The following is a 23,568-nucleotide window of genomic DNA, read 5'->3' as shown; positions in this document are numbered from 1 at the left end:
GAGGTCCGCTGACCTCGGGTTTTTTGCGTTTTTAATAAACCTCTGCCGCACTGACGAACTTGCGGCAGGAATACCTTAACTAGGCGGCGTTGCGCTTTTGGCGGCGCCCGTATGCAAACAGCCCACCGATACCACCAAGCAGAAGCCACCCGGCAGCAGGCAGCGGAACAGGAGCGACTGTATACTGACCATAAAGCGTTGCGTGGTTCTGCGCCCCTTCAACCGTACTGAAACCAGTGGAAATTGTGTTCCCACCGTCCTGTGAAAAGCCAAGCACCGAAAACACAAAGTTCTGTCCACCATAGGTGAAGTTCTGGGAACCGAGTGAGTTGGCAATGGTCACAATATCGTTGCAGGGCGTTGCATCCTGAGGACAATTTGCCGGTCGGTTTAAGGTCTCATTATGGGTCAGTGAAAAGGTTGATGATACCAAAGGTCCGCCGCCGATCTGCAGATCAACGACAAGATCTACCGAACTCAGAACCTCTCCTGGAATCGGGAAGTTGAGATGGGTGAACTGTCCCAGGTCAAAAGCTGTGTCCGGCGAAAGGTTCAAAATTGGTGTACCCGTCGGCGTGAAATCATAACCACTCGGGTTACTGCCACCGCCCCAACGCAGCGAGATCGTTGAACCAGAGCTGCTTTCAGTAATACCCGTCGTCGGATTCACGTTCTGCCAAGAGGGTGAAATAGCTGTCACACTCAATGCCGAGGCAGCACTACCAGCCAATACCCCGACTAAGGCAATCGCAGCCACGTTACATTTCAACGCCATGTGTTTAACCCCTACCCTTCAATCACTTTTTACGAATTCGCACTCCTAAGGAAGTGCTGCACAGACCTGAGTACAACTAGCAACGCAACCACAATTTGACCACCTTTTCACCTCATTTGAAGGGAAGACCCTCGGCATCGTTACCAATACTGCAACGGTGGGGTAGAATGAGGGTATTTAAGCCTTTTGGGATACAATTATTTCAATCCCAAACATAAACTCTAGGCTATCTTGTAAAGGCCAAACATGCGTAAAGACCACCTTAGTGGATGCCGCACGTATTAGGCCGCAATCTGATGACACTTGCGCTGTATCGACATTACCAACTGCAATCATCTGTGGATCAGTGGATCTACAGTGAAACACGGTCAAAAACCGCCCTTTCCCCGAAGCGTCACTAGAGAGATCCAGCCTTTGTATGCACAGGTCGGAAACGGTATATTCAGCTCACAGCCCGTATAGTGCTCCGAACTTTTCTTCCAGATAGGAAAGCAATGGCTCCGGCCCCGGTTCTACGCCGCTGGCACGTGCGATGACGTCTCGCGGTGCATAAAGCCCGCCATGCTGCTGAACCTGATCCCGCAACCAGCCCGTCGCACCCGAAGTATCACCGTCGGCCAGTTGGGCATCCAGCCCCGGTACGGCTGCGCGCAAAGCCTGATAAAGACAGCCAGCGTAAACGTTTCCCAAGGAGTAGGTCGGGAAGTAGCCGAACAGCCCAACGGACCAGTGCACATCCTGCAAACAGCCATTCGAAGGTTTGTCGACCGCGTAGCCGAAATCTGCCTTGAACCGATCGTTCCACGCGGATTCGAGGTCGCTAACCTGCAAGTCTCCGGCCATCAGGGCGCGTTCCAGATCAAAACGCAGCATGATGTGTAGGTTGTACTGAACCTCATCCGCCTCGGTCCGGATATAGCCATTATGAACTCGGTTGACAGTCGCATAGAACGCATCTGCATTGGCAATGCCGAAATCACCAAAAACCTCAGTCATTTGGGTGAACAGCCAACCGGTAAAGGCGCGCGAGCGACCAAGTTGGTTTTCATAGATCCGGCTTTGGCTTTCGTGTACGCCCATTGACACACCATTTCCAAGCGGGGTCAGCAAATAGGCTTTGTCGATACCTTGCTCATACGCGGCGTGGCCGACCTCGTGTATGGTGGAATAGAAGCAATTAAAGGGATCCGTTTCGCTGGTGCGCGTGGTGATGCGCACGTCCAAACCGCTGCCCGAGCTAAACGGATGCACCGCCTTGTCCACCCGGCCGTTATTCAGATCATATCCAAATGTTGTCGCCAGTTTTTGCGTCAGGCCCATCTGGGTTTGCTCATCAAAGCTACCATTCAGAGCTGCCGGTTCCGGCCGATCCAAAACGGCGGCGCGCAAAGCCACCAGACGTGGGCGCATTTCATCAAAAATGGCCGCGATTTGTGCGCCGGTTGTATAGGGCTCATAATCCTCGACCATCGCGTCATAGACGTCACCACCCTGCGCCAATGCCTCACCCTCCTGACGCTTGAGTGAGACCACTTCTTCCAAAACCGGAAGGAAGGCAGAAACGTCTTCATCCGCCCGGGCCTGTGCCCAAGTTCCTTGTGCGGCGGACGTGACACGGGCAATGGTCGTTGCCAGATCGGCTGGCACTTTCACGGCGCGTTCATATGCACGGAGGATTTCACGAATTTGCGCTTTACCAACCTCATCCTGAGGTGCCGCCTGTTCCAGCCACTCAGCCACGCGTGGGTCAGATTTTCGCGCGTGAAGCACGGCCTCGATCGCGGCCATTTCTTCGGCACGCTGCGGCGCGGCCCCGCGTGGCATGACGGTTTCCTGGTCCCAACCCAGCCGCCCGGCAATCTGGCCCAAAGCCGAGGTTTCACGCTGAAAGGCCATGAGATCATTGAAAGCGGTCATAGGATCATACTCCGCGCAGGGATGTTGCGATGGGATAAGCGGTCAGGAACCGGGCGCGCAGGATCAGGGTCCAGACGACAACGGCCATGAACTGGTGGAAGATAGCGATCTGCCAGGGCGCACCGTAGACCACGGTCACGATGCCGACGACAACCTGCAGCGCCAGCGCGGCAAAGGCGGCATTAAATGCAAATCGTGTCTGCGGATGCGCGCTGGTCCCGCCACGTCGCCAGACGATGAAAGCGAAGATGAACAGCAGATACCCCGCGCAGCGGTGAATGAACTGAACCAATCCGGGACTTTCAAAGAAGTTCCGCCACATTGGTTCCAGCGCTGTGGCATCGGGTGGGAATACTTGCCCGCCGATCAAGGGCCAGTCAGTGTAAGACCGCCCGGCGTCAATCCCAGCAACCAGCGCGCCGATGAGTATTTGTAGAAAGGCGAAATGCATCAGACCGGTGGACAGTGAGAACAGTTTCGCCTCTTTCGCGCGGCGCGCCTGCATCAGGTCGCGTTCTTCGCGGCCCAGTTCAAAGATGTACCACGCCAAGAAGCCCAGGATCACAAAAGCCAGACCCAAATGCGTGGCCAGACGATAACTGGCAACGGCGGTCATGCCCTCACCCTGCGTCACGCCCGAGGCGACCATCCACCAGCCGACCGCACCTTGAACACCGCCTAAAACGCCCGGAATCAACAGCTTACCGGTCCAGCCGGTTGGAATTTTACGTGCAGCTAAGAAACCAAAGAACCCGAGGGCCCAGACAAGTCCGATCACGCGGCCCAGTTGACGATGACCCCATTCCCACCAGTAGATGAACTTGAAATCATTCAACTCCATCCATTGGTTTTGAATGCGCCATTGGTCGATCTGCTTGTATTTGTCGAATTCCGCCTGCCAGTCGGCCTCATTCATCGGCGGGATGGCTCCGGTGATCGGGCGCCATTCCGTGATCGAAAGACCGCTGTCAGTCAGGCGCGTCAAGCCACCAACTGCGATCATCACAACAACCAAAGCAAACAGGATCATCAGCCAAACACGGATCGCTTGGCGCGCGCCGCCGCGTCCCCGGTCGATCATTCCCGGTTGCACGGCTTGTTGTTTTTCGGTGTCCGAGACCTCTTCGAAGATGCTGCGCTTACCGCTCATGCTGTCCTCATGTCCTGATTTTGTCGCAAGCTAGGGCTTGGTGGAAGATAGGTCCAGCCTCAGCTTTTGTCTTTCCAACGGACCATCTGCCGCATGATTCCATGCAGCATCTGCACATCAGCCCGCGTCATCCGCATCCGCGACCACAGATTTCGCAGATTGACTTTCATACCCTCTGCTTTTTCAGGGGGATAGAAGAACCCGGCCTCTTCCAGACGATCCTCGTAATGCTCGACCAGTTTTTCCACTTCGATCCCTGTGGCCCAGTCGCCTTTGCCCAAATCGGTGGTCTTGTGCACCACGTCGCCGGTCTGGCGCATCCACTCATAGGCGGTCAGTAACACGCATTGCCCCAGGTTCAGCGAGGCGTATTCCGGGTTCACCGGAACCGATATGATCGCGTTGGCCTTTGCAATGTCCTCATTCTCAAGCCCTGCGCGTTCAGGACCAAACAGCACGGCGACTTTTTCTCCTGCTGCGACTTTCTCAGCCGCGATCTGCATCGCACGTTCTGGGCTGTAGACCGGCTTGGTCAATCCACGTTGCCGGGCGGTGGTCGCGAAGACAAACGTGCTGTCGGCCAGAGATCCCGTCAGATCGTCAAAAAGCTGCGCCTCATCCAGCAACCGCCCCGCCCCGCTGGACATGGCGACCGCCTTGGGATTGGGCCAGCCGTCGCGCGGGGCCACGATGCGCATACGATCCAGACCAAAATTCCACATCGCGCGCGCGGCGGCACCGATGTTTTCGCCCATTTGCGGGCGCACGAGCACGAAAGAGGGCTGAGATGTATCGCTGGGCATGGCTGTCTCCGAAAAGTTCCGCCCGCTCTAATCCGATGGCGTTTACAGGGCAACCCGATCCTCTTCTTCTGTTTCCAAATACCTGCTTGGCGGGCTAAAAAGTTTGCTTCCCCGCCGCAATCCGCTAAACCGCGCCAAAGACCAAAAGCCGAAGGACGCGCCCATGGACACCCCCGAGCAGCCGCAGATTTACCTGATCACGCCTCCGACCATCGAGTTGAGCACCTTCACAAACAAGCTGGCAACGGTATTGGACGGTGCCGATATCGCCTGCATTCGTCTGGCGCTGGCCGGAAACGACGAAGACACCCTTTCCCGTGCGGCAGATGCCTGTCGCGAGGTTGCCCATGCGCGTGATGTGGCCATCGTTATTTCGAACCACGTGCTGCTGGCCCAGCGTCTTGGTCTGGACGGGGTGCATTTGGACGACGCGGCTCGGTCCGTCAGGGCTGTGCGCAAGGAATTGGGCACAGATGCAATTGTCGGTAGTTTCTGCGGTGCCTCCAGCCATGACGGTATGACTGCTGGTGAAAACGGTGCCGATTATGTAGCCTTCGGTCCTGTTGGCACCACCGCTTTGGGCGATGGCACGCGTGCCGAAAGGGATTTGTTCCAGTGGTGGTCCGAGATGATCGAAGTTCCGGTTGTGGCCGAAGGTGGACTAACGCCCGACCTGATCCGCGACCTGGCCCCCTGCACCGATTTCTTCGGCATTGGGGACGAAATCTGGAACAGCGACGATCCGCTTGGCACGCTGAACACTCTAACAGCAGCGATGTCCTAACCGGGCATCACCCCAACATCCAAGGCTCGGCTAGCCAATACACCCCGAGCCCTGCAATCAGGATTGAGGCCAGAACTGCAATCCGGCCGCGGGTCCTGTGCGAACGGCCAGCAAACAATAGCGCCAGTCCAAACGCAGCCGAGGCAGCCAAAACCAGCGGCACCACAACCCCAGCCCCAAACCCCAACATCGCTGGAAGCTGATGGTCCGGCGGCACGCCGATAGCCCGAAGAGCCCTTGCCGACGCCAATCCAAACACTGTTCCGCCAGCAAACACGGTCAACAGCCGCGCGACCTGCAACCGTCGTGCCACGAGGTTCCACAACGCCAGCCCGATGACAAACGCCGTCGGCGCATGTAAACCGACATAGGTCGGCACGTTCAACACGTCGTAGACAGCCAAGCCAAGCCCAACGAACACGCCAACTGACAGAAACACCACCTGCGCCACGACTGCTCGCAAGGACAAAGACAGAAACACAAGGACCAGGGCAAGCAAGCACGGTGTGAACGGAGCGTTTATGACGTACTCGATCCCCAACGCAAAAAACGTCTTTAGTGTCTGTTGCGGCGTCAAGGATGCCCCTCCGCGCAATGGTATGAGAGGGCTGGTTTCACCGGCCGCCAAGTAACTGGTATAGGGCGCCGCAACGCCCTGCTGCCGCAGCACAATCGGCCCGCCATCAACCGGCCAGCGCATTTTCAGGTTCGAAGCTTGATCCGGAAAAGGTGCTGTTAGCAGCAGTTTGGTAACACGCGCTTCTTCTTTACCACCGCCTTCAAGGACAAGCACGCGTTCCAAAGTCAGTTTCAAACGCTCGGGAACCTGAACTTCGACGTCCTGCACCCACGTTTCAACAAACGCTCTGATCTTTGGTTCCAGTTCCGATGACGTCGTCTGCCGCAGAGCCAGATACTGCGGATCCCCGGAAAGAACTTCATGCCGTGTTGGATCAAACCCAAGCAACAGTGCTTCAGCATTCAATCCAACCTCAAGGAACAGCTTTTCATCGGCGATCCAGAAATCAATCACCGTAGGTTGTTCAGATTGCGCCCGCCCCGCGCTTGAAGAAAGGAACGCAAAGACCAAACAGCTAAAAATAATGAGGGCAAAGACACGAAGGATGGCCCGAAATACACGGCCGTTCATAAGAAACTCTCCGGTAAAAGAAACAAATCACCAATCATTGTGGTCAATTGTTCCCGTGCAGGTCTCTGTTCGCAAGCGTAAAAGGCGTAAATGCCGGGGGGTTAGGGAATATCTGACAGCGGTTACGTTCTGACTTGCACGGGCATCACCGCTGCGGCATGACATCCTCATGACTCAGAACGCCAATATACTATGTATCGGTTCGGTCCTGTGGGACGTGATCGGACGATCAGCAAGCGCTATGCGACAAGGTTCGGACGTGCCGGGGCGCATCACCCGGTTGCCCGGCGGCGTTGCGATGAACATCGCCATGACACTCGTGCGCTTTGGTATGACCCCTACTTTGCTCACCGCAATTGGTCGCGATCCCGAGGGTGATGAGCTTGTCCACGCCTGTTCGCGGCTGGGCATGGTCACGGATCACATCTATCGCTCTCAGGATTTGCCGACCGATCGCTATATGGCCGTAGAAGGCGCAAACGGGTTGATCGCCGCAATTGCTGACGCGCACTCGCTGGAGGCTGCGGGTGCAAAGATCCTGCGCCCTTTGATGCATGGACCACTGGGCTATGAGAACACGCCCTTTGAAGGACCCATCGCGCTGGATGGCAACCTGACGCTGGACCTGTTGGAAGAAATTGCTCAAAGCCCCGCCTTTGCCCGCGCCGACCTGCGCGTGGCCCCGGCCTCGCCCGGCAAAGCGGAAAGGCTGCTACCCTTCCTCAAGCACGCCCGCGCCACACTTTACGTGAACCTCGAAGAGGCCGGCATCTTGTGCCAACGTGAATTCACTGACTCCGAATCCGCTGCCAAGGGTCTGCTGGATCGCGGTGCGCTACGCGTGCTGGTGACTGACGGCGGAAACTCAGCCACCGTAGGCAGTTCCGACGAGATTCTAACTCAAACACCCCCGTCCGTTCTGGTCACCCGAGTGACCGGTGCCGGGGATACCTTCATGGCGGCCCATATCGCCTCAGAATCCGGCGGCGCATCGAGTGACGAGGCCCTGACCCGCGCTCTGCACGCCGCTGCAACCTATGTTTCCGGAGAAACCCCACTGTGATCGAAATCCAATACTCAGCTGAGGTCCGCGCCGCCAAAGACGCAGGCCAACCCATCGTTGCGCTGGAAAGCACCATCATCACCCATGGAATGCCCTACCCGCAAAACGTCGAAGTTGCGGCTCAGGTCGAACAGGACATTCGTGATGCGGGCGCAGTTCCGGCAACCATGGCGGTGATTGCAGGTAAACTGCACGTGGGGCTGGAACCCGAGCAACTGCAATGGCTGGGACAGGCACAGGGTGTCGCCAAAATCTCGCGCGCAGACATGGCGGCCTGCATTTCGACCGGAGGCACCGGGGCCACAACCGTCGCCGCCACAATGATCGCCGCGCAATACGCCGGGATAGAGGTCTTTGCCACTGGCGGCATCGGTGGTGTGCATCAGGGCGCAGAGACAACGTTCGACATTTCTGCTGACCTGCACGAGCTGGGCCATACGCCGGTCACAGTGGTTGCTGCCGGGGCCAAAGCTATCCTGGACCTCGCCAAAACGCTTGAAGTGCTAGAGACTTTGGGCGTGCCGGTCATCGCGTATAGGCAAGATGAGTTCCCTGCATTTTGGTCGGCCAAATCACCTTTTTCCGCGCCTCTGCGTATGGACAGTGCCGAAGCCATCGCCAAAGCCCATGCCACCCGGCGTGTGCTGGGTCTGCCCGGCGGACAGCTGGTTGCCAACCCGATCCCTGCCGCCGATCAGATAGCGGCCGGGGAACTGGCCCCGATCATCGCCGAGGCTCAAGCCGACGCGGATGCCCACCGCATCACCGGCAAAGCCGTGACGCCCTATCTGCTGCAACGCATTTTTGAGAAAACCGAAGGCCGTTCGTTAACGGCCAATATCGCGCTGGTCCGCAACAACGCACGCCTGGCCGCCAAAATCGCGCAGTCGCTGGTGCAGCAGGGTTGACGCAGCCCTATTGTACCAAAGCGACGGATTGACTACCTAAACCCCGGAAACCATTCGGAACTGCCCACTCGGACCTGCAATGAACACACCTTTCGACGAAGAGCCCCATCGCCGCCCCGGCCTGCTTTCACGGCTGCGCGGCTCCTTTCTGACCGGCATCGTCGTTATTGCACCTGTCTGGTTAACCGTCTGGCTGATCTGGTCGGTGGTCGGCTGGATCGACAGCGCCGTTCTGCCGCTGGTTCCACAACAATTCCAACCAGAACAATATGTGGGCATCAACCTGCGCGGTGTGGGTGTGGTGATCTTCCTGATCTTCACAATCATCGTCGGGTGGATCGCCAAAGGCATTCTGGGCCGCTCGCTGATCCATTTCGCCGAAAGCCTGGTCGACCGGATGCCCGTCGTGCGGTCGGTTTATTCCGGGATCAAGCAGATCTCGGAAACGGTCTTTGCGCAGACCGAGCGGTCCTTTGAAAAAGCCTGCCTGATTCAGTATCCACGCCGGGGCATCTGGGCTATCGGTTTTGTTTCGACAAGCGCGCGCGGCGAGGTCAGCCAACGGGCCGAAACCGGGGGCGAATTGCTCAGCGTCTTTGTGCCGACCACGCCCAACCCGACCTCTGGCTTCCTCCTGTTCTTTCCGGCCGAAGACGTAATCTTGCTGGATATGAGCATCGAAGACGCAGCGAAACTGGTGATTTCGGCTGGTCTGGTTTACCCCAACGAAAAAGACCCGACCCAACCGCCTGAATGATCAGCCAAACATCGCAGGCAGATCTACTGTGCTGTTCTGGCCCAGATCGTCTTTGTGTTTCGCAAGAAATCCATCTGCCGCGTCGCGCCCGGCCTGCTTGAGCTTGTGCAGGATAACCGGATTGGGGACAGTCTTGGTTGCAACAGACAAGCTGTTCATCAGTTCGTTATCCGCAATCATGTGCACCAAAACACGGCTCATTTCACCGGCTTTAAGTTTGCCCTCTTTCAGCAACCGCTGCACAAAACTGATCGCCCTGAGTTCGCGAAACAGAGATGAGTTGAAACTAATTTCATTAATCCGGTTCTGGATCTGCTGCGGCGTGACAGGCACTTCATCGCGCTCCAGCGGGTTGATGTTCACGATCACCACGTCGTCAGGCAGATCGTCAGCAAACAACGGATAAAGCGCCGGGTTCCCTGTATAGCCACCGTCCCAATACGCCTCGGTCCGCTCGGTTTCAGGATCATAGATTTCGACCGCCTTGAACAGGGTCGGCAAACACGCCGAAGCCAGAATGGCGTCTGTAGAAATTTCATCTCCGGTAAACACACGGATCTTACCACTTCGCACACAGGTCGCACAGACAAACAGACGCGGGCCGTCATCTGCGCACACTTCGGCAAAGTTGAACCGATCAACCACCGACTCCAACGGATTGCTGTAAAATGGGCCATATGCATAAGGCGACACCATTCGGGACCACGCCTCGCCAATGGAATAAGGGACCGAATACTCCATAGCTCTGGAAATTGCTGCAGGCTCCACCCCTCGGAACCAATGGGCCATGCGCATATCGCCAATCGCACCCATACGCGCCCACACCGCATCCAGACTTGCGCGTGCGCCGTCGCGCCCGGCATGCACCATACCTGACTTGAACGCGGCCCCGTTCAACGCCCCCGCTGACGTCCCTGTAATGGCCGCAACCTCGACGTCTTCTTCATCCAGAAACCTGTCAAGGACCCCCCAGGTGAACGCCCCATGCGCTCCACCACCCTGCAATGCCAGATTGATACGTTTCATGCCTCAGCCCCTTCATCTTTTCAAAAATACTCCGGGGGTATGGGGGCAGCGCCCCCATGGATTCTCAAAGCGCGGTCCAGCCTCCATCGACCGAAATCGTTGTCCCGGTAATCTGTGCCGCAGCGTCCGAGCATAGAAAGACGGTCGTGCCGCCCAGCTGCTCAACGGTGGCAAACTCCTTGGAAGGCTGCCGTTCCAGCATGACGTTCTTGATCACGTCTTCGCGGCTCATGTTGTATTCCTTCATCGTGTCCGGGATCTGTGCCTCTACCAGAGGCGTCAGAACATAACCCGGACAAATCGCGTTGCAGGTAATCGGCTCCTGCGCGGTCTCAAGCGCGACGGTCTTGGTCATCCCAACCACACCATGCTTTGCAGCGACATAGGCCGCCTTGTAAGGCGAGGCCGTGAGACCGTGCGCCGAGGCGATATTGACGATCCGGCCCCATCCCGACTTGCGCATCATCGGCAGCGCCGCAGCTGTCGTATGAAATGCCGAGTTCATATTGATTGCGATAATCGCATCCCATTTCTCGGTCGGGAACTGATCAATCGGAGAGACATGCTGAATGCCCGCGTTGTTCACCAGAATATCACAGGCCCCTGCCTGCTCGATCAGTGCGCGGCACTCATCGCCTTTGGACATATCCGCTTTGATGTAGCGCGCGTTGGTTCCGGTTTCTTTTGCAATCTCTGCAGCCAGCGCATGATCTTCATCCCGATCGGAAAAGGAATTCAAAACCACATTGGCCCCTGCCTTGGCCAACTCGCGCGCGACCCCCAGACCTATGCCTGAATTTGACCCTGTGATGATTGCCGTTTTGCCCGAAAGGCTCATGACCGATCTCCCTGATGCGATATCCTCGCGCACCATGCCATGCTGCACCTGCAAAGAAAACGGGGAAACATATGGAATTGAAATCCCGGACCTGGACATTCGGAACTGCCAAAAAAAAACGCCCGCACGAAGCGGGCGTTAAGTTATTGAGGCAGGTTTCATACAGGCAAGAAACCTATCGAGCAGTGGAACCTTTATAAGCAATTCTGCGCCTTCGTCCAAGCTAAAAGTTTGATAATAAGAAAAATCATCACTACGATGAATCCCAACAAAATAAGGCCAGAGCAGGATTGTTTCCAAAATGAGCCCGGATTTTCTCCGACCGTTTCGACCATTTGCGGCGGGAATCGCCAGCATTTTTCTCATGTCTGTCGCCCATGCAGAATCGTCTCATGGCATAGCTATGTATGGGGACCCGGCCCTACCACCGGATTTTGTGTCCCTCCCCTACGCCAACCCGGATGCGCCCAAAGGCGGCAAAGCGGTGTTCGGAAATACCGGCGGTTATAACAGTCTGAACCCGTTTTTGCAAAAAGGCACCTCTCCTTGGCAGTTGCCGTTTTGGACCCACGAAAGCCTAATGGGTCGGTCTTGGGACGAACCTTTCACACTTTACGGGCTGTTAGCCGAATCAGTTGAAGCGGCACCGGACAGGTCTTGGGTCGAATTCACTCTGCGCGAAGAGGCTCGATTTTCCGACGGCAGCCCCGTCACGGTCGAGGATGTGATCTGGTCATATGAGACCCTCGGAACCGAAGGGCATCTGCGGTACCGAGGGCTGTGGGACAAGATCGACAGCATTGAACAGACCGGACCGAGCTCGGTTCGGATCACGTTCAACGACCCTGACCGGGAATTGGCCTTGCTGGCCGGGATGCGTCCGATCCTGCAAAAGGCGCAGTGGGACGGAAAGGATTTCGCGAATGCCAAGTTACAGGATGTTCCAATCGGAACCGGTCCGTACATAATCGACAGCTATGAGGCCGGTCGCTATGTGAACCTGCGACGTAACCCGGACTATTGGGGCGCTGACATTCCGTTTCGTCGCGGCACCATGAACCTCGATGAACTGCGGATTGAATTCTACGGCGACGGATCTGTCGCGTTCGAGGCTTTCAAAGCCGGAGAACTGTCGGCCGTGCGCGAGTTCAACGCAGACAAATGGAACAAACAATACAGTTTTCCTGCCGTTCAGCGCGGGGACGTGATCAAGACTGAAATTCCCCATGGAAAACCATCGGGGATGACGGGCTTTGTGATGAACACCCGCAAACCACCGCTGGATGACTGGCGCGTGCGCGAAGCGCTGACGCTTGCCTTCAATTTTGAATTTATCAACGACACGGTCACGGGCGGCGCACAGCCTCGTATTTCTTCTTACTTCTCTGGCTCTGATCTGGCGATGCAACCTGGGCCGGCAACTGAACCGGTGCGCGCTTTGCTGGAGCCTTTTGAGGCTGAGCTGACGCCCGGCACATTGGAAGGGTATGAGTTGCCGCAAGGCGATGGCTCGGAACGCAACCGACGCAACATTCGCCAGGCAGTCAAGCTGCTGGAAGACGCGGGATGGACCGTTCAGGATGGCGTGCTCAAAAACGCGGAAGGCCGTCCGCTGAAGATTGAAATGGTGATCAGCCAGGGCAGTCTGAATGTCGTGCAAGATGTTGGTACCATAGCCGAGATTTACGCCCGCGCTCTGGAACGTCTTGGCATCGAGTTGGTGGTCGAGAAGGTCGATGATGCGCAATACACCTCGCGCATGAACGAGCTCGATTTCGACATGACGCCTTTCCGACGTGCCCTGTCCTTGTCGCCGGGCAACGAACAAAGGTTCTACTGGGGCAGCGAATTTGTAGACACGCCGGGAACGCGCAACCTAATGGGTGTTTCCTCGCCCGCCGTTGACGCGATGATCGATGCCATGTTGGCCTCGGAGACGCGCGAAGATTTCACCACGGCCACCCGCGCTTTGGACCGTGTCTTGACCGCAGGTCGCTATGTGATCCCGATCTGGAGCTTTGATGTCGGGCGCATTGCGCATATCCGCGAGCTAAAGTTCCCCGACACTTTGCCGATCTACGGGGATGGCCCCCAATACATGCCCGATGTCTGGTGGTATGATGAGAACTAAGCCAATGATAGCGGACCCGGGACAACCAAGCCCGGGTTCTTTTGCCTCAACTCTCAGCAGCATCGAGAATTGAGCAAGTTCCTGCTGATCATTTTCGACACGAGCGCATGAACGAATATCCGTCGCAGAGTATCAGCAAACGGTACCAACGGCGTTCCATCTCCATAGGACGTTCACGATGTCTGGATCGGCCGAAGAGGTTCATCAACACTCGGTGAGTTGTGCGTGAAACCCATTAGAAGTCTTTATTTTTCGGGCAAAAGATATATACACGGCGCATGAATTAGATCAGGTGCGGACTTGAAGATGCGCCTTCATGCACCGCGTCTGATCCCTTCGGCAGAGCCGGAGAACGCATAATCGGGCCCGCCACCACTCACACCGACTGCAGGCCCGCCCGCCCGTTGCGGAGCTTTCGCAGCGGGCACCACCCCTAAATAATTTGTGAAAGAAAGGTGCGACATTTTGTCATGTCTTACCCTACGGCAGCCTTTCCGTACGCTGTTGTGGGGGAGAGCAGTCCTAATGGCTACAAAAGGAAAGCTCAAAGATGATGAACTGGACGGATCTTAAACAAGACTGGAGCGCGGCCTACGCACGTGCAAAACGGCGCTTTCCGAACTTGCGGGATCAGGACATGATGCGCGTGTCAAAGGACCGGAAAGGGTTCGAAGCTTATCTGGCAGAGCGTCACCAGCTAACCATGAACGAAGCGCACGAAGAAGTTGAAGATTTCCTGTTTACCGAAGGTCTGAACCGCGAATTCACGCACGCATCACTAAGCAAGTGATGTGACCCAAAGGATCGTTGCATCTTCGTCGCTGACGGAGATGACATTGTGCCCCATGCTGCCATCATAATATGCGCTGTCACCACGGCGCATTTCGACAGGCTCATAAAACTCAGTAAACAGCCGCACAACGCCCGTGAGGACATACATGAACTCCTCACCATCGTGGCGCACCCAGCCCTCAAACTCATCCATCGACCTCGCCCGCACTCGCGCGCGATACGGCAGCATATGTTTCTTGGTCAGCGTCTCGGCCAGCAACTCATGCTCATAGGTGGCCGTGGCGTGGGCCGTCCCTTCGCCGGTGCGGGTCACAGCCATACGACCGATCACCTGATCACGCTGCGGCGGGGTGAACAGTTGCGGCACTGAAATCTCAAGACCAATCGCCAGCTTCTTGAGCGCGTCGTATGTGGGTGACATCTGCCCGTTTTCGATCTTGCTCAGCGTCGAGCGCGCCAATCCCGCCTGTGTGGCAGCCTGTTCTAAAGTCCATTTGCGCGCCTTGCGCAGCTCGCGCACCCGCGCACCTAGGTCCAGAGGTTCTACTTCGGTATGGTCACCGGAATCGCGGGCAATTCGGATCAGGGATTTTGGATCTTGAGTGCTCATGCCCTTCTCTATAGGCCCGGTCTGCCGCGCTTGCAACGCGGCAGGCTCCGCGATAGCCAAGGGCCATGTTGTCCATCTTTGATCAGGGGGCGCCCGCGCCCTGCCCCACACCTTTTAACCTGGCTGCTCATGTTCTGGGCCAAGCGGATCGCATCCCCAGCAAGGTTGCCCTGTCCGTGCTGCGTGAGAGGGACGCGCAGGATTGGAGCTTTCGCGATCTGAAAGCAGCCGTTTTGGGCACCGGTGCTGGGTTGTTGCAAGCCGGTTTGAAACCCGGCGACATCGCATTGATGCGGCTAGGCAATACAGTGGATTTCCCGATCGCCTATCTTGGCGCAATTGCAGTAGGCATCGTTCCTGTGCCGACATCGTCGCAACTGACGGAACCTGAAACGGCCAAAATGATCGCGGATCTTGCCCCAGCGGCCATTCTGCGCGACCCCGACGTTGCCTGCGCTGCGCACCCCAAGCAGATTGGATTGGATGCGTTGAAAACCATGCGAAATCTGACTGCAGCCCGTTTTGACATGGGCGACCCCGAGCGCATGGCCTATGTCGTCTACACCTCTGGAACGTCAGGCAAGCCACGCGCCGTGGCCCACGCCCATCGGGCGATCTGGGCGCGGCAGATGATGGTCGATGGCTGGTACGGTCTGCGGGAAAGCGACCGCTTGTGCCACGCGGGCGCGTTCAACTGGACTTATACGCTGGGCACTGGATTGATGGACCCGTGGACTATTGGTGCAACGGCCCTGATCCCGGAACCCGGCACCAGTATTGACGCGCTGCCGACCTTATTGCGCCAGCACCGTGCAACGATCTTTGCCGCCGCCCCCGGTGTCTTTCGAAAGATGCTGCAAACGTCCGAACATATGGAGTTACCCGACCTGCGCCATGGCTTATGCGCGGGTGAGAAACTGTCGCGCGCTTTGCATGAGAAATGGGTCACCAGCACCGGCACCGACCTGTTCGAAGCCTACGGCATGTCCGAATGCTCGACCTTTATCTCTTCCAGCCCGGCCCACCCCGCGCGTAGCGACGCGCTAGGGCAGCCGCAAACGGGGCGTCGCGTGGCGATCCTGGGGACGGACGGCCCAGTACCACAAGGACAGGAAGGCACCATCGCCATACACCGATCAGACCCCGGTTTGATGCTGACTTATCTCAACGCACCCGACGAAGCCGAGGCGCGGATGCAAGGCGACTGGTTTCTGACCGGAGATCAGGGCGCGATGGCGGTAGACGGCCAGATCAGCTATCTGGGCCGAGATGATGACATGATGAACGCGGGCGGCTATCGCGTGTCCCCGGTCGAGGTCGAAGCCGCGCTGTCCCGTTTTCCGGGCATTACGCAGGTCGGTGCAGCGGCGGTCGAGGTCAAACCGGACACATTTGTGATAGCAGCTTTCTATACTGGTCCGGAAAAGCTGGACGATGCGGCCCTGCGCGCCTATGTCGAAACAAATCTGGCCCGCTACAAACAGCCGCGCGCCTTCATCCACCTGCCTGCCCTGCCAACTGGCGGTAACGGCAAACTCCTGCGCCGCGCGTTGCCGGCCTATTTCGAGGCACCAACCACATGACCCAGACCGTCAAGCTCGACATCCTGTCCGATCCGATCTGCCCCTGGTGCTATATCGGCAAAACGCATCTGGACAAGGCACTGGCCAATATCCCCGATCACCCCTTTGTCATCGAATGGCATCCCTTTCAGCTGAACCCCGACATGCCGGATGAAGGCATGGACCGGCGCGAATATCTTGAGCGTAAGTTCGGCGGCAAAGACGGTGCCGTGCGTGCCTATGCGCCTGTGGTGGAACACGCAGAAAACGCGGGCCTCAAGATCGATTTCGAAGGTATGAAGCGCACGCCCAACACGTTGGACGCTCACCGCCTCATCCATTGGGCAGGAATCGAAGGCAAACAGAACGCTGTCGTCGATGCCTTGTTCGATGCATATTTCGTACAAGCCCGTGACATCGGTGACCCCGAAGTACTGTCTGACATCGCCGACAGCGCCGGAATGGACGCCGCCGTTGTCATGAAATTGCTGAAATCTGACGCTGACCGAGACGACATCCGCAATCGGGATAGCCATTCGCGTGAAATGGGCGTCAGCTCGGTCCCAACCTACATTGTTGCCAATCAGCATGCAGTTCCGGGCGCTCAACCCCCTGAGATGTGGGAGAAAGTGATCGCCGAGATCATGTCTCAGCTTGAGGCTTCCCCTGCAGAATAGCACAGAGGTCTGTGCGAATTTCCAGTCTGGCCTAACCTGATCCTCCGTGATAGCGCGAACGGGTTAGGAGTGCTTCATGGCCAACCGCATGTCGAAGGCGGAGTTCATTGCTTTGGTCGCAATGATGTTCGCTACCATCGCCTTTTCGATCGATTCAATGCTGCCCGCCCTGCCAGAAATCGGCGCGCAGCTTAGCCCCGATGATATTAACCGGGCGCAGTTGATCCTGACGTCCTTTGTGTTGGGCATGGGGATCGGCACATTCTTTACCGGCCCGATCTCGGACGCGCTGGGACGCAAGCCGGTGATCTTTGGTGGCGCACTTTTGTATATCGCGGCATCTGCGGTTGCATGGGCGAGTTCATCGCTGGAACTGGTACTGATTGCGCGCGTTGTGCAGGGTCTGGGAGCCGCTGGTCCGCGTGTGGTCGCCATGGCCATCATCAGGGATCTCTATTCCGGGCGTGAGATGGCCCGCATCATCTCGATTGCGATGATGATCTTCACACTGGTCCCTGCCATCGCACCGATGCTAGGCGCAGGTGTCATCGCTTTGTTTGGCTGGCGCGGTATCTTTGTTTCGTTCATCTTGTTTGCGCTTATTGTCGTCGGCTGGATGAGCGTTCGTCTGCCCGAGTCTCTCGCTGTCGAAAATCGCCGCCCCTTCCGCCTGCCCCTGATGATCGCCGCTGTGCAAGAGATGTTTGCCCATCCAACAGTGCGCCTGTCGATCCTTGTACAAACCCTGTGCATGGGAATGCTGTTCACCATGCTGACCATGGTACAGCCGGTCTATGATGTGATCCACGGCCGGGCCGATAGCTTTCCCTTTTGGTTCGGCTTTGTCGCTCTGATGTCTGGCTCGGCCAGCCTGCTGAACGCCGCGTTGGTGGTGCGCGTCGGAATGCGGCGGATGGTGACATTTGCCTTTGGCGCTCAGATCGCAATTACATCAATGGTCATTCTCCTGAACATGACCAACCTGTCTCCAACAACGTCATTTGCGCTGTTCGTCTTTTGGCAAACCATGGTTTTCTTCATGGCAGGCATCACGATCGGCAACCTGAACGCCATCGCGATGGAACCGATGGGGCACATTGCCGGAATGGCGGCATCGGTCATTGGATCGATTTCAACAGTGTTGGCCGCAGCAATTGCCGCGCCGATCGGATTGCTGTTCGATGGGTCAATTGCTCCTTTGACATTTGGTATCCTGACCATGTGTGTTCTGGCTTTCGGCCTGATGCTGCATATGGGCCGGGTGGAACAGCGACTGCCAGCCTGATCTGTGCAACCTCCCCGAAACACGCTACCCTAAGCCCAGGCTGCGGGGAGGTTTTTCGATGAGTGATTATTACGATCTGGGCACATACACCTGCCCGGTTTCAACGACGAACCCAGAGGCGCAGCGTTGGTTCGACCGTGGCTTGAACTGGACCTACGGGTACAACCACGAAGAAGCCGTTGCGTGTTTTCAACGCGCGGTCGAGCATGACCCCAAATGCGCCATGGCCCATTGGGGCGTCGCCTACGCGGCAGGTCCCAATTATAACTTGCCATGGGACTTGCAGGATGAGCGAGGGCGAAAAAAGGCACTTACGCTGGCCCATGATGCAATGCAGAAGGCATTGGACTATGCCGATACCTGCACGCCTGTTGAGCAAGCTCTGATCCATGCCCTTCCCGCGCGCTACCCGCAACCCGACCCAATCGAAGACATGCACCAGTGGGACCATGACTTTGCCGACGCAATGCGGGCGGCGTTTGCGGCGCATCAAGAGCACCTCGACCTGCGCACGGTCTATGTCGAAGCGTTGCTGAACCTGACCCCTTGGCAGATGTGGGATCTGAAAACCGGCCAACCCGCCGAAGGCGCAGCCACACGTGAAGCCCAAGACGTGCTGGAACGGGCCATGGCCAACGATCCAGCCGCCATGACACACCCTGGCCTGCTGCACCTCTATGTCCACCTGATGGAGATGTCGCCCACGCCTGAAAAAGCTTTGAAAGCCGGGGATATACTGCGCACTTTAGTACCGGATGCGGGGCATCTGGTGCATATGCCAACCCATATTGATGTGCTGTGCGGCCATTACCAAAATGTGGTGCACTGGAACGAAAAAGCCTCGGAAGCTGACTTGAAGTATTACGAACGCGAAGGTGCGTTCAACATCTACACTGGCTATCGTCAGCACAACTACCATTTTGCAATCTACGGCGCCCTGTTTCTGGGACAGATCGAACCCGCCCTGCGCGCCAATCAGGGCCTTTGGGATACAACGCCCGAAGAAATGCTGCGTATCGAAAGCCCGCCCATGGCGGATTTCTTCGAAAGCTACATGTCCATGGGGCCACACATCCTGATCCGGTTTGGCCGCTGGGAAGAGGCGAAAGCGCTGGACCTGCCCTCAGATCCGGACCTGTACCGCACCCTGACGGCCACGACCCACTACGCCCGTGCCATCGCGCATGCCGCTACGGGAGATATCATCCACGCCGAAGCTGAAGAGAACCTGTTTCTCGCAGCCAAGGAATGCGTTCCCGAAACCCGCAGGCTGCACAACAACCGCGTGATCGACCTGCTGGAGATTGCCCGGGAAATGCTGCGCGGCGAGATCGAATATCGCAAAGGCCACTTCGAGATTGCTTTTGCTCATTTGCGTCAATCAGTCGAGTTGGACGACACCCTGCCCTATGACGAACCCTGGGGCTGGATGCAGCCCACCCGCCACGCGCTTGGCGCTTTGCTTTTCGAACAAGGCCACGTCGCCGAGGCCGAAGAGGTTTATCGCGAAGATCTGGGCTTGGGCGGAAGCCTCAGCCGCGCCTCGATCCACCCCGACAATGTGTGGAGCCTGAAGGGGTTACACGATTGCCTCGCAGCGAGGAAGGAAGCGACAGAAATCCGCCAAATCAAACAGCGGCTCGACCTGGCCTTGGCCCGAGCCGACCAAATGGTGGCGGCCTCTTGCTTCTGTGCGCAGGCTGCGATGCGTGACTAATGGGATAGATCGCGCTGCCGCGCGATGCCTCCGGCTGAGGTATTTTTAGCCAGATGAAGCTGGGATCCGCCCTTCATCTGGCCGTCAATACCTCGGGGGAGATGCGCGGAACGCGCAGCGGGGGCAGCGCCCCCCGCCCACAATTCAACCTGCCTTGGCCTTTTTCTTTACCGCGACCACTTTTTCGGCCAGATCACGGGCAATGGCGAAAGCCCCTTTGATCTTGTCGCTGTCTTTCTTCCAGTCGCGCCTCACCACGATCTTGTTGTCTTTGACCTTGGCCATACCGCGCTGGTTCTGGATGAATTCGACCAGCCCCTGTGGCGAGGCAAACTTGTCGTTGTGAAACTGAATGGTTGCGCCCTTCGGGCCGCCATCCAGCTTGGCAATCCCGGCGCGCTTGCACATCGCCTTGATGCGAACGACCAGCATCAGAGTGTTGACCTCTTTTGGCAGTTTTCCGAACCGGTCGATCAGTTCGGCAGCAAACCCTTCCAGCTCCACCTTAGTCGACAGCGAGGACAGGCGGCGATACAGGCCCAAGCGCACATCCAGATCGGGTACGTAGTCTTCAGGGATCAGAACCGGCACGCCCAGATTGATCTGCGGGGCCCATTGATCGTCGGCATCCGACAGCCCCTCCATCTCACCTGCCTTGATCTTGGCAATCGCCTCTTCCAGCATGGATTGGTAGAGCTCGTACCCCACGTCGCGCATCTGGCCGGACTGTTCCTCACCCAAAAGGTTGCCTGCTCCGCGAAGGTCCAGGTCTTGCGACGCCAGAGTGAACCCGGCCCCCAGCGTATCCAGCGAGCCCAGAACGCGCAGGCGTTTTTCGGCCGTAGCGGTCAGTTTCTGACGCGGCTTGGTGGTCAGATAGGCATAGGCACGCGTCTTGGACCGCCCCACCCGGCCCCGTATCTGATAGAGCTGCGCAAGACCGAACATATCCGCGCGGTGAACAACCATTGTGTTTGCGGTGGGAATATCGAGCCCGCTTTCCACAATCGTAGTGGCCAGCAGCACGTCATATTTGCCGTCGTAAAACGCGTTCATTCGGTCGTCGAGCTCGCCCGCGGCCATCTGACCATGCGCCACCACATAGGTCAGTTCAGGCAGTTGGTTTTTCAGGAACTCTTCAATCTCCGGCAGGTCCGAAATACGGGGCACCACATAGAAACTCTGCCCACCGCGATAGTGTTCACGCAGCAGCGCCTCTCGGATCGTGACGGCATCGAACTCGCTGACATATGTTCGGATGGCTAAGCGGTCGATAGGAGGGGTTCCAATGATCGACAGATCGCGCACGCCGGTCAGCGATAATTGCAGCGTCCGAGGTATCGGAGTCGCGGTTAAGGTCAGCACGTGAATGTCACTGCGCAGTTGCTTCAGGCGTTCTTTGTGACCCACGCCGAAATGCTGTTCCTCGTCGATGATCAGCAAGCCCAGATTGTTGAAACGGATGTTCTTGGCTAGCAGCGCGTGCGTGCCGATCACGATGTCCACCGTTCCGCGTGCCAGACCATCACGGGTTTGCTGCGCCTCTTTCGCAGATACAAACCGCGAGAGTTGCCGCACTTCCAGCGGAAAGCCGCGGAACCGTTCCTTGAAGCTTGCCGCGTGTTGGCGGGCCAAAAGTGTTGTGGGTGCCACGACGGCCACCTGCACGCCCGACATGGCTGCCACAAAGGCCGCGCGCATGGCGACCTCGGTTTTGCCAAAGCCCACGTCGCCGCAGATCAGGCGATCCATCGGTGCGCCGGAATGCATGTCTTCCATCACGTCCGAGATGGCCCGCAGCTGGTCATCGGTTTCCTGATAGGGGAAGCGCGCGCTGAACTCTTCCCACGCATGGGGCGGCGGGTCCATCACCGGAGCCTTACGCAGGGCACGTTCAGCGGCGATGCGGATCAGCTTATCCGCCATCTCGCGGATGCGTTCCTTCAGCTTGGCTTTCTTGGCCTGCCATGCACCACCACCAAGACGGTCCAGCAAACCTTCGTCATGGCCGTATTTCGACAGAAGTTCGATATTTTCGACCGGCAGGTACAGCTTGGCTTGCTCGGCGTATTCCAGCAGCAGGCATTCGTGCGCGGCGCCTGCAGCTGTAACGACCTCCATCCCCATGTAACGACCGATCCCGTGGTCCACATGCACCACCAGATCGCCGGGGGACAGCGATTGGGTCTCGGTCAGGAAGTTCTCGGCCTTGCGGCGCTTCTTGGGCTGGCGGATCAGGCGGTCGCCCAGCACGTCCTGTTCTGCGATGACTGTCAGGACAGGGGTTTCAAACCCGTGCTCCAGTGCCCAAACAGCAAGGTGCAAGCCGCGTTTGCCGATGCGGGTGCCGTTCGTCACCGGGATGGCCTCGGCCAGACCTTCATCTTCGATCAAACCGGTCAGACGTTCGCGCGCACCTTCTGAATAAGAGGCGATCAACACAGGGCCTTTGTCGAGCTTGGATGTGATGTGGCTGGCCAAAGCGCCAAACAGGCTAATGTTCTCCTGCTGGCGTTCTGGAGCAAAGTTGCGCCCGATCCGCCCGCCTGCGTCGATGACACCGGGACCAGAAGCCTGCGGCAAGGGGCTGAACTGCATAACCCTGCGATCTGCGACCGCAGCCTCCCACGCGGCATCGTCGAGGTATAACAGACCCGGGGGGGTGGGTTTGTAAACCGTGTCCATGCGGGACCGGTTTTCCAAAGCCAGACGACGGGTTTCATATTGATCGGCAATCGTATCCCACCGCGCCAGACGTGCTGGTGTGACCTGATCGTCTACGGTGATCGTGGCATCCGGCAGATAGTCGAACAGCGTCTCAAGCTTGTCGTGAAAAAACGGCAGCCAATGTTCGATGCCCTGATGTTTGCGCCCCGCACTGACCGCCTCGTAGAGCGGATCATCTGTACCTGCCGCGCCAAATTCGATGCGATAGTTCTGGCGGAACCGGGTAATAGCGGCCTCGTCCAGAATGACCTCGGATACAGGTGCAAGTTCAACCACATCCAGCTTTTCAGTGGTGCGCTGAGACACCGGATCAAAGCGGCGCGCGCCGTCCAGAACGTCTCCGAATAGATCCAAACGAACGGGGCCGGATTCGCCCGGCGGGAAGATGTCGATAATGCCCCCGCGAATGGCATAATCGCCGGGCTCCATCACTGTTGGGCTTTGGGTGAACCCCATGCGCACCAGAAAGTTTCGCAAAGCGGTCTCGTCGATGCGCTGATCAACACCTGCGGTAAACGCCGCCTCGCGCAGCACCTCACGCGCTGGCACGCGTTGGGTGGCGGCATTCAGCGTGGTCAGCAGCACGAATTTTTGCGGCATCTGGTGGACCAGAGCGGCCAATGTGGCCACCCGGGCCGCCGAAATATCCGCGTTCGGCGACACACGGTCATAAGGCAGACAATCCCAGCCGGGGAATACAAAGACCGGCATGTCGGGGGCAAAGAAGGCCAGCGCAGCGCGCATCGCTTCCATCCGCTTGTCGTCACGCGCGACATGGGCCACCGGCCCGTTGCTGCGGGCGATTTCGTTCAGCACAAGTTGTGCGTCAAACCCTTCAGGGGCGCCGCCAACTGTTACGTGGTTCGGAGCCTTCATCGCCTCGCCTTTCAGATAAG

The 23,568-nt window shown here is 57.6% G+C and carries 20 protein-coding genes; 10 read left to right on the top strand and 10 right to left on the bottom strand.

What is annotated here, in order from left to right:
- Positions 1–79 precede the first annotated feature (79 nt).
- From ACR3EH_RS17780 to ACR3EH_RS17765, 4 genes are all read right to left on the bottom strand, one after another.
- A complete protein-coding gene (locus ACR3EH_RS17780; protein ID WP_371732060.1) occupies positions 80–757 on the bottom strand; it encodes a THxN family PEP-CTERM protein in 678 nt (225 codons plus the stop codon).
- Between the two features lie 465 nt (positions 758–1,222).
- Positions 1,223–2,692 (bottom strand): carboxypeptidase M32, encoded by a 1,470-nt coding sequence (locus tag ACR3EH_RS17775; protein WP_171183394.1) that lies wholly within the window; start codon positions 2,690–2,692, stop codon positions 1,223–1,225.
- Positions 2,693–2,696: 4 nt separating this feature from the next.
- Positions 2,697–3,842 carry a heme A synthase gene (gene ctaA / locus ACR3EH_RS17770; protein WP_171183396.1) on the bottom strand — a complete coding sequence of 382 codons (1,146 nt, stop codon included), beginning with the start codon at positions 3,840–3,842 and terminating at the stop codon, positions 2,697–2,699.
- Between the two features lie 59 nt (positions 3,843–3,901).
- The gene (locus ACR3EH_RS17765; RefSeq protein ID WP_171183398.1) at positions 3,902–4,645 is read right to left on the bottom strand and encodes an RNA methyltransferase; all 744 of its coding nucleotides are present in this window, start codon (positions 4,643–4,645) and stop codon (positions 3,902–3,904) included.
- 163 nt (positions 4,646–4,808) lie between these two features.
- On the opposite strand from ACR3EH_RS17765, the gene ACR3EH_RS17760 reads away from it, so the two are divergent.
- Positions 4,809–5,429 carry a thiamine phosphate synthase gene (locus tag ACR3EH_RS17760; protein ID WP_171183400.1) on the top strand — a complete coding sequence of 207 codons (621 nt, stop codon included), beginning with the start codon at positions 4,809–4,811 and terminating at the stop codon, positions 5,427–5,429.
- A 7-nt stretch (positions 5,430–5,436) separates the two neighbouring features.
- Here ACR3EH_RS17760 and ACR3EH_RS17755 read toward each other — a convergent pair whose 3' ends face one another.
- Positions 5,437–6,579, bottom strand: a complete 1,143-nt coding sequence (locus ACR3EH_RS17755; protein WP_171676317.1) for a HupE/UreJ family protein — start codon at positions 6,577–6,579, stop codon at positions 5,437–5,439.
- 169 nt (positions 6,580–6,748) lie between these two features.
- Between ACR3EH_RS17755 and ACR3EH_RS17750 the strand changes: the two genes are divergently transcribed.
- The 3 genes from ACR3EH_RS17750 to ACR3EH_RS17740 all read left to right on the top strand — a co-directional run bounded on the left by ACR3EH_RS17750 (position 6,749) and on the right by ACR3EH_RS17740 (position 9,307).
- Positions 6,749–7,642, top strand: a complete 894-nt coding sequence (locus ACR3EH_RS17750; RefSeq protein ID WP_171183404.1) for a PfkB family carbohydrate kinase — start codon at positions 6,749–6,751, stop codon at positions 7,640–7,642.
- On the top strand, positions 7,639–8,550 hold the full coding sequence (locus tag ACR3EH_RS17745) for a pseudouridine-5'-phosphate glycosidase (protein WP_171183406.1): 912 nt from the start codon (positions 7,639–7,641) through the stop codon (positions 8,548–8,550). The genes ACR3EH_RS17750 and ACR3EH_RS17745 overlap by 4 nt, the downstream gene beginning before the upstream one ends.
- Positions 8,551–8,629: 79 nt before the next feature.
- Positions 8,630–9,307, top strand: coding sequence for a DUF502 domain-containing protein (locus ACR3EH_RS17740; protein ID WP_171090313.1), 678 nt, complete (start codon positions 8,630–8,632; stop codon positions 9,305–9,307).
- Here the strand turns inward: ACR3EH_RS17740 and ACR3EH_RS17735 are convergent, their stop codons facing one another.
- The 3 genes from ACR3EH_RS17735 to ACR3EH_RS17725 form a co-directional block, all read right to left on the bottom strand.
- The gene (locus ACR3EH_RS17735; protein WP_171183408.1) at positions 9,308–10,333 is read right to left on the bottom strand and encodes a patatin-like phospholipase family protein; all 1,026 of its coding nucleotides are present in this window, start codon (positions 10,331–10,333) and stop codon (positions 9,308–9,310) included. It lies immediately after the preceding gene.
- A gap of 64 nt (positions 10,334–10,397) precedes the next feature.
- Positions 10,398–11,171, bottom strand: coding sequence for a 3-hydroxybutyrate dehydrogenase (locus ACR3EH_RS17730; protein WP_171183410.1), 774 nt, complete (start codon positions 11,169–11,171; stop codon positions 10,398–10,400).
- 138 nt (positions 11,172–11,309) lie between these two features.
- Positions 11,310–11,537, bottom strand: a complete 228-nt coding sequence (locus tag ACR3EH_RS17725) for a hypothetical protein (RefSeq protein ID WP_171089108.1) — start codon at positions 11,535–11,537, stop codon at positions 11,310–11,312.
- On the opposite strand from ACR3EH_RS17725, the gene ACR3EH_RS17720 reads away from it, so the two are divergent.
- Together ACR3EH_RS17720 and ACR3EH_RS17715 are read left to right on the top strand one after the other, a co-directional pair.
- Entirely contained in the window at positions 11,473–13,302 is a 1,830-nt protein-coding gene (locus ACR3EH_RS17720; protein ID WP_171183412.1) for an extracellular solute-binding protein, read from the top strand. The two genes, ACR3EH_RS17725 and ACR3EH_RS17720, sit on opposite strands and share 65 nt — an antisense overlap.
- Before the next feature lie 550 nt (positions 13,303–13,852).
- On the top strand, positions 13,853–14,092 hold the full coding sequence (locus tag ACR3EH_RS17715) for a hypothetical protein (protein WP_171090321.1): 240 nt from the start codon (positions 13,853–13,855) through the stop codon (positions 14,090–14,092).
- Here ACR3EH_RS17715 and ACR3EH_RS17710 read toward each other — a convergent pair.
- Positions 14,081–14,704 carry a helix-turn-helix domain-containing protein gene (locus tag ACR3EH_RS17710; protein WP_171183414.1) on the bottom strand — a complete coding sequence of 208 codons (624 nt, stop codon included), beginning with the start codon at positions 14,702–14,704 and terminating at the stop codon, positions 14,081–14,083. The genes ACR3EH_RS17715 and ACR3EH_RS17710 overlap by 12 nt on opposite strands.
- A 65-nt stretch (positions 14,705–14,769) precedes the next feature.
- Between ACR3EH_RS17710 and ACR3EH_RS17705 the strand changes: the two genes are divergently transcribed.
- The 4 genes from ACR3EH_RS17705 to ACR3EH_RS17690 all read left to right on the top strand — a co-directional run bounded on the left by ACR3EH_RS17705 (position 14,770) and on the right by ACR3EH_RS17690 (position 19,945).
- Entirely contained in the window at positions 14,770–16,287 is a 1,518-nt protein-coding gene (locus ACR3EH_RS17705) for a class I adenylate-forming enzyme family protein (RefSeq protein ID WP_171648424.1), read from the top strand.
- Entirely contained in the window at positions 16,284–16,943 is a 660-nt protein-coding gene (locus tag ACR3EH_RS17700; protein ID WP_171183417.1) for a DsbA family oxidoreductase, read from the top strand. The genes ACR3EH_RS17705 and ACR3EH_RS17700 overlap by 4 nt, the downstream gene beginning before the upstream one ends.
- Positions 16,944–17,019: 76 nt before the next feature.
- Positions 17,020–18,228 (top strand): multidrug effflux MFS transporter, encoded by a 1,209-nt coding sequence (locus ACR3EH_RS17695; protein ID WP_171090329.1) that lies wholly within the window; start codon positions 17,020–17,022, stop codon positions 18,226–18,228.
- A gap of 58 nt (positions 18,229–18,286) precedes the next feature.
- Positions 18,287–19,945 (top strand): tetratricopeptide repeat protein, encoded by a 1,659-nt coding sequence (locus ACR3EH_RS17690; protein WP_171676319.1) that lies wholly within the window; start codon positions 18,287–18,289, stop codon positions 19,943–19,945.
- A gap of 144 nt (positions 19,946–20,089) precedes the next feature.
- Here the strand turns inward: ACR3EH_RS17690 and mfd are convergent, their stop codons facing one another.
- Entirely contained in the window at positions 20,090–23,548 is a 3,459-nt protein-coding gene (gene mfd / locus ACR3EH_RS17685) for a transcription-repair coupling factor (protein WP_171183421.1), read from the bottom strand.
- Positions 23,549–23,568 lie beyond the last annotated feature (20 nt).

Source organism: Ruegeria sp. BG7 (assembly GCF_056535685.1).
The sequence above is the reverse complement of the archived record's forward strand: the minus strand, read 5'-3'. Positions and strand labels throughout refer to the sequence as shown.